This is a genomic window from Mycetocola sp. (genome assembly GCF_046716805.1).
Taxonomy (GTDB): Bacteria; Actinomycetota; Actinomycetes; order Actinomycetales; family Microbacteriaceae; genus Mycetocola_A.
In genome coordinates this window covers 1-5963 of the sequence record NZ_JBKJWH010000021.1, presented here as the reverse complement: position 1 = coordinate 5963, position 5963 = coordinate 1, and the positions used below count along the sequence as shown (strand labels likewise).

Here is a 5963-nt window from a genome sequence, read left to right as displayed (position 1 = left end):
GGCTTCGGCTGGAAGCGTTCGAGGGCCGCGCGGACCCGGTGATCCTTGGCGATGTCTCCGATGGACAGGACACTGCCGACAACCCCACCAAGTACTGGCAGGACCGTCTTGTCGAGGCCGCGCCTGGCGCCATCGACGACGCCGCGGGATGCGGCATATCCGCGGTCGACGACCGGCTGGACCTTGTGTTCGTACGTGCTCACGACGGAGGGGACGACCTGTTCACGGCCATATGCACCCAACTGCCTGCTCGCCTCTCGGGCGACGTGGTTGGCGTGGTCTAGAATCTCCTGCTGGGCATGCCACAGTTGATTGGCCTCACCCTTGAGTCGCTTGAGTTCTTTCTTGCGCTTGCGTGACAGACTCACCGCTGACCTCCATTGATCTCGTTTTTGACGCGACAGACCTCCATCTTGCCACCGAATGGCCGGAACGCCACCCGGACGGGGTCAATGCGTGTGTAAGAATTGAAAACATGTCAAAGCACACCGCTGTCGCAACCCTTCACACCAACTACGGCGATATCAAGGTCAACCTCTTCGGGGACCACGCTCCCAAGACGGTCACGAACTTCGTCGGACTCGCTACGGGCGAGATCGAATGGACTGACGAGCGCACCGGTGAAACCAGGAAGAACACCCCGCTCTACAGCGGCGTCATCTTCCACCGCATCATCCCCGGCTTCATGATCCAGGGCGGCGACCCGCTCGGTAACGGCACCGGCGGCCCCGGCTACAAGTTCGACGACGAGATCAACCCGGAACTCAACTTCAACGAGCCATACATGCTCGCCATGGCAAATGCAGGCAAGATCGCCGGCAAGGGCACCAACGGGTCCCAGTTCTTCATCACGGTCGGCAACACGAGCTGGCTGCAGGGCAAGCACACCATCTTCGGTGCCGTCGAGGATGAAGCAAGCCGCAAGGTCGTCGACAAGCTCGCCGAGGTTCCTCGCGATGCCCGTGACCGCCCCCTCGACGACATCGTCATCGAGAGCGTCACGGTTGCCGACGTCTAAACAGCAAGCAACAGCTGGTCCGGGCCTCCTCCGATGAGCCAGTCGTCCGCGCCGCCCCTCCGGTCGGGTAGTTTCTGTTACCGGCATCCTGACCGGCAGAGCTTTGTGCTGTGCCAGCGGTGCGGGCGCACGATCTGCGGCGAGTGCCAGACCCCTGGCGCCGTCGGCGTTATTTGCCCTGAATGCATGAGAGAACAGCGGACGTCGGCTCCGCGCGCGCGAACAGGCTTCTTCAGCCGGAGCGGTGATCGGCCGATCGTCACGTACATCCTGATCGCGGTCACGACGTTCGTCTTCCTGCTGCAGCTTCTTCCAGGACTCGGAATAACGCAGTACCTCCTGTACGCAGGCGTCTATTCCACCCCGCTGGCGTTCGAACCGTGGCGAATGCTCACCACGGTCTTCGTCCACTCGCAGAACCTCATCTTCCATGTCGCCCTCAATATGTACTCGCTCTGGCTGTTCGGCCAGGCGCTCGAGCCCATGCTGGGTCGAGCCCGTTTCCTGACGCTCTACCTCATATCGGGATTCGCCGGTTCGCTTGGGGTGCTGTTCCTCACCGCAGGCAACGTGCCCGTGGTCGGGGCATCCGGTGCGATCTTCGGCCTGATGGGCGCGTTCCTCGTCATCCAGCGCAAGCGGGGCGGCAACATGAACGGTTTGCTCGTCCTCGTCGGAATCAACCTCGTGATCGGCTTCATCCCCGGGATCAACGTTGCCTGGCAGGCGCACGTGGGAGGGCTCGTCGGCGGAGCGCTGGCGGGGCTCATCTACTACGAGACGCGCCACCTCAGGCACAAGAGCCGGCAGACTCTGCTGATCGCGGCGCTGTGCGTCGTCCTGGTCGGTGTCAGCCTCCTCCCCTTCGCAAGCGCATTCCTCCTGTAACCGACTAGAATCGGCCATATGGCACGCGACAAGACGAGAAGCAACCAGGCCGCCCCGAGCACCCAGCGCTCCGGTGAGCAGGCACCCAACCCCGTGTGGTTCAAGCCGGTCATGTTCGGCTTCATGCTCCTCGGTCTGGCCTGGATCATCGTGTTCTACGTCAGTCAGGGCGCGCTGCCGGTTCCAGCGCTCGAGTCGTGGAACATCGTCGTTGGCTTCGGGATCGCCTTCATCGGTTTTCTGATGACGACGCGCTGGCGGTAGTTTCCACAGGCGCCCACCGGCACGCCCGGGATTTCGAGCGTCCGGCTGACGGGCAAACTGGAAAAACCCCGACCAGAGTTATTAACAGGGTTATTAACACTGTGGACAATTACACCGATGTAATTATCCCCAGTATGTGGATAACCCTGTGTACAACTCTTGTTACCTGGAAACATCGCGCCGGTAGACTGAGCTCATGCCCGCCCGCCCGCCATCCGAGCCGGCTGGCAGCGACTCCCGACGCACGAGGCGCAGGAGGAAAATCCCTCGTCGTGTGAGCGTTGTCGGTGTGATTGGCGAACTCCTGGTCACCGGCGGTGTGCTCGTCCTGTTGTTCCTCGTCTGGCAGTTGTGGCTCAACGACGCGGTCCTTCGTGCAGCGCAGGACCGCGAGGCCGCGCAGTTGAGCGAGATGTGGCAGTCCAACGCCTCAGAACCGACCGGGCCAGCAGAAGCGCCGATGCTGCCGGTTCGGCTATCCCAGCCCGCTGACGCTGAAGTGTTCGGGGTTCTCCGCGTTCCGCGCTTCGGGCAGGACTTTGCCGCCCGACTCGCCGGCGGCGTCTCGGCGTCACGAACGCTCAACCCACTCGGCCTCGGGCACTACCCTGACACCCAGATGCCCGGCGAGCTCGGCAACTTTGCGGTCGCCGGTCATCGTAACTCCCACGGCAAGCCGCTCAACCTGATCGGTGAACTCCGCGTCGGTGACGCGATCGTCGTCGAGGTACCTGAGGGCTGGTACACCTACCGTTTCCGGACCCTCGAGTACGTCGAACCGTCGGGGGTCGGCGTTCTGAACCCGGTGCCGCAGACCGACGGGGTTGAAGCATCCGACTCGATCATCACCCTGACCAGTTGTAACCCGGCCTTCTCAACCGCGGAGCGTATCATCGCCTACGGCGCGTTCGAATCGTGGACGCCCCGCACCGCAGGCGAGCCCGCATCGCTGACCGACCCCCTGGAGGACTGATCGTGTACGGAGCGCTGTGGCGAGCCCTACCCGGCCCGATGTGGCTTCGTCTTCTGCTCACGATCGCACTGATCGCGGTAGCTTTGTATGTATTGGGAACCTGGGTGTTCCCCTGGGTGCAGTCATTTCTCGACACCCAGGAAGTAACCGTTGAAGAGTAAGAGGCTCCCGTGACGCGCGTATTGGTGATCGACAACTACGACAGCTTCGTCTACACGCTGAACGGATACCTCCTTCAACTGGGCGCCGAGACCGAGGTGCTCCGCAATGACACCATCTCCGAAGCGGATGCCGCAGCCCGGCTCGCCGAGTACGACGCTGTCCTGGTGTCGCCCGGTCCGGGCAAGCCCGCAGATGCGGGAGTCTCCGTGGCGATGGTGAAAGCGGCGCTGGCGGCTGACACGCCGTTGCTGGGCGTCTGCCTCGGGCACCAGGCGATCGCGGAGGCGTTCGGCGCAACGGTGACCAATGCCGACGAACTGATGCACGGCAAGACGAGCGTCATCGAGCACGACGCGAGCGCCTTCTACGCCGGTGTCCCGCAACCCTTCACCGCGACCCGCTACCACTCCCTCGCCGTCGTCGATGGGACCGTACCCGACGACCTCCTCGTCACCAGCCGAACCCGCGGTGGGGTCATCATGGGCCTTCGACACCGCGAAGCTCCCATCTACGGGGTGCAATTCCATCCCGAAAGCGTCCTCACCGAGGGTGGCTATCTGATGCTCGGCAACTGGCTCGCCGCATCCGGCCTGCCCGAAGCTGCTGAGACGGCCAAGGGACTCTCCCCGCTCGTGCGTTCATAACGTGTAACGACCCTCCGTCCCGTGAAAGGGCGGTTGCGAAGCGGTCAGCGGTCGCGCGATACTCCCCTGTTCGCGGGGTGTCAAGCCTAGGGCTGAAGCTTGGCGTTGGCGCGGGCTCGGGCGAAGATTTCATCACACGACTCGAGACCGTGCTGCCGTCGTCGCTCCTGACTCGGTCGGCTGGTCTCCTCCGAGGAGGAAGAATCATGACACAAACCTCATCAGGCGCAGATGACGCGTCGACCACTGACCGCGTGCGCGAAGCTGGATCGCATGTTGCGGGAACCGCTGCCGACGAGGCTGCCAATGTGAAGAACGAGGTCGGCTACCAGGCCAAGAACCTCGTCGGGCAGGTACGCAACCAGGTGAGCGGTCAGGTCTCCACCCAGAAGGAACGTGCGGCAGGCGGCATCCGAACGGTCAGCGATCAGCTCCGCACGATGGCCGACTCGTCCGAGAGCGAAGGAATGGCATCCAACCTGGTCTCGCAGGCGGCATCTCGCGCCGGTGACGTCGCCGGATGGCTTGAGGCTCGGGAACCCGCTGACCTTCTTGAAGACGCCAAGCGTTTCGCCCGGCGGCGCCCCGGCCTGTTCATAGCGATCGCGGCTGCCGCCGGAATCGTTGTGGGCAGACTCGCGAAGTCGCTGGCGAGCGGTAACGATTCATCGAAACAGGACACCAGTTATCAGGCCGGTCGCGACGACTACATCGGTGATGACCCCACCATCGCCACCACCGGCGCCGGCTACTCCGGGACCACCGCTTACGGAGACGCCGGCTACACCACTACACCCGGCTACACGGGTCAGGCCGGCTCGCCGGATTACCAGACGAGTGGTGACCTTCGATGAGTCAGCCTTACGTGCCCGAACCTGAGGACCGGAGCGAGTCTCTCGGCCAGCTTCTGGGTGAGGTAACGAAGGACATCTCGACCCTCTTCCGTCAGGAGGTCGAACTGGCCAAGGCCGAGATTTCTGCGTCGGCGAAAAAGGCCGGTAAGGGCGCAGGCATGTTCGGCGGCGCCGGCGTGGCCGGGCTGCTGGCCCTTGTCTTCCTATCGGTCGCGCTGTGGTGGGGCCTTGGGTTCCTGACCGGGCTGGTCTGGTCGGCCATCATCGTTGCCGTCATCTGGGGCATCGTGGCCGCGATCCTTGCCATGCGTGGCAAGAAGGAAATCGAAGAGATCCAGGGTGTCCCCAAGACAGTAGAGACGCTCAAAGAAGTTCCCGAGGCATTCAAGACTAGTGAGGACCAGCGATGACGAACGACCCTGAAGCAATCCGACAGGAAATCGAAGAGACCCGGAGCAACCTCAGCTACGACGTCGACGCTCTGGCCGACAAGGTCAGCCCGTCGAGCATCGTCCAGCGACGAAAGGAGAAGGTGAAAGGTATGGCCAGAAAGGTCAAGGACAGCGTCATGGGCGCCGCAGACGAAGCCAAGTCGCACCTCAGCGACGCCACATCGAACGTCGGTGACAAGGCGTCCCGCATCGGCGACGTTCCGCACAAAGCTGTAGACAAGGCAAAGGGCAACCCGATGGCGGTCGGCCTGATCGCCTTCGGCGCAGGGCTGCTCGCGGCCTCGCTCATTCCGGCATCCGAGAAGGAGAAGGAACTGGCGCAGACCGCGAAGGAGAAGGCGGCACCGCTCGTCGACGACCTCAAGGAGACCGCGAAAGGGGTTGCGGAGGATCTGAAGGAGCCGGCGAAGGACGCCGCCCAGTCGGTCAAGGGCGCTGCGGCGGATGCCTTCTCCAACGTAAAGGACGACGCCACCAGCCAGGCGAAAGACGTCAAGGGCGACTCGGGGAGCACTTCCGGGTCCTCAACGGGAACCAGGTCGACCGAGGGATACGTCTCTCCTGCCAGCGGTGCGTCGCCCCTCCTGGACGATGAGCCGGTCTACGACGCCACTCGCACTGACGAGCCGCTGAGATAGCCCTCCGCGCTGCCGCGTCAGCGCTCAAGGGACCGCCCACAGACGGAGGAATGGCGGCCGCGACAGAAGT

The 5963-nt window shown here is 63.4% G+C and carries 8 protein-coding genes and 1 pseudogene; 8 read left to right on the top strand and 1 reads right to left on the bottom strand.

Annotated elements, in window-relative coordinates:
* Positions 1-368: pseudogene (locus ACLQ62_RS01795) on the bottom strand (hypothetical protein); the annotation flags it as partial.
* A 107-nt stretch (positions 369-475) separates the two neighbouring features.
* Between ACLQ62_RS01795 and ACLQ62_RS01790 the strand changes: the two are divergent.
* The 8 genes from ACLQ62_RS01790 (at position 476) to ACLQ62_RS01755 (ending at position 5893) form a co-directional block, all read left to right on the top strand.
* Entirely contained in the window at positions 476-1018 is a 543-nt protein-coding gene (locus tag ACLQ62_RS01790) for a peptidylprolyl isomerase (protein ID WP_411719946.1), read from the top strand.
* Between the two features lie 186 nt (positions 1019-1204).
* Positions 1205-1906, top strand: a complete 702-nt coding sequence (locus ACLQ62_RS01785; protein WP_411719945.1) for a rhomboid family intramembrane serine protease — start codon at positions 1205-1207, stop codon at positions 1904-1906.
* Positions 1907-1924: 18 nt separating this feature from the next.
* Positions 1925-2170 (top strand): cell division protein CrgA, encoded by a 246-nt coding sequence (locus ACLQ62_RS01780; protein WP_411719944.1) that lies wholly within the window; start codon positions 1925-1927, stop codon positions 2168-2170.
* A gap of 274 nt (positions 2171-2444) precedes the next feature.
* A complete protein-coding gene (locus ACLQ62_RS01775) occupies positions 2445-3143 on the top strand; it encodes a class E sortase (protein ID WP_411719943.1) in 699 nt (232 codons plus the stop codon).
* Between the two features lie 170 nt (positions 3144-3313).
* Positions 3314-3949: an anthranilate synthase component II gene (locus tag ACLQ62_RS01770; RefSeq protein ID WP_411719942.1), complete on the top strand. Its 636-nt coding sequence runs from the start codon at positions 3314-3316 to the stop codon at positions 3947-3949.
* A gap of 206 nt (positions 3950-4155) precedes the next feature.
* Positions 4156-4803: a hypothetical protein gene (locus tag ACLQ62_RS01765; protein ID WP_411719941.1), complete on the top strand. Its 648-nt coding sequence runs from the start codon at positions 4156-4158 to the stop codon at positions 4801-4803.
* Entirely contained in the window at positions 4800-5213 is a 414-nt protein-coding gene (locus ACLQ62_RS01760) for a phage holin family protein (protein ID WP_411719940.1), read from the top strand. The genes ACLQ62_RS01765 and ACLQ62_RS01760 overlap by 4 nt, the downstream gene beginning before the upstream one ends.
* A complete protein-coding gene (locus ACLQ62_RS01755) occupies positions 5210-5893 on the top strand; it encodes a DUF3618 domain-containing protein (protein WP_411719939.1) in 684 nt (227 codons plus the stop codon). Before ACLQ62_RS01760 ends, ACLQ62_RS01755 begins: the two co-directional genes overlap by 4 nt.
* Positions 5894-5963: the final 70 nt, after the last annotated feature.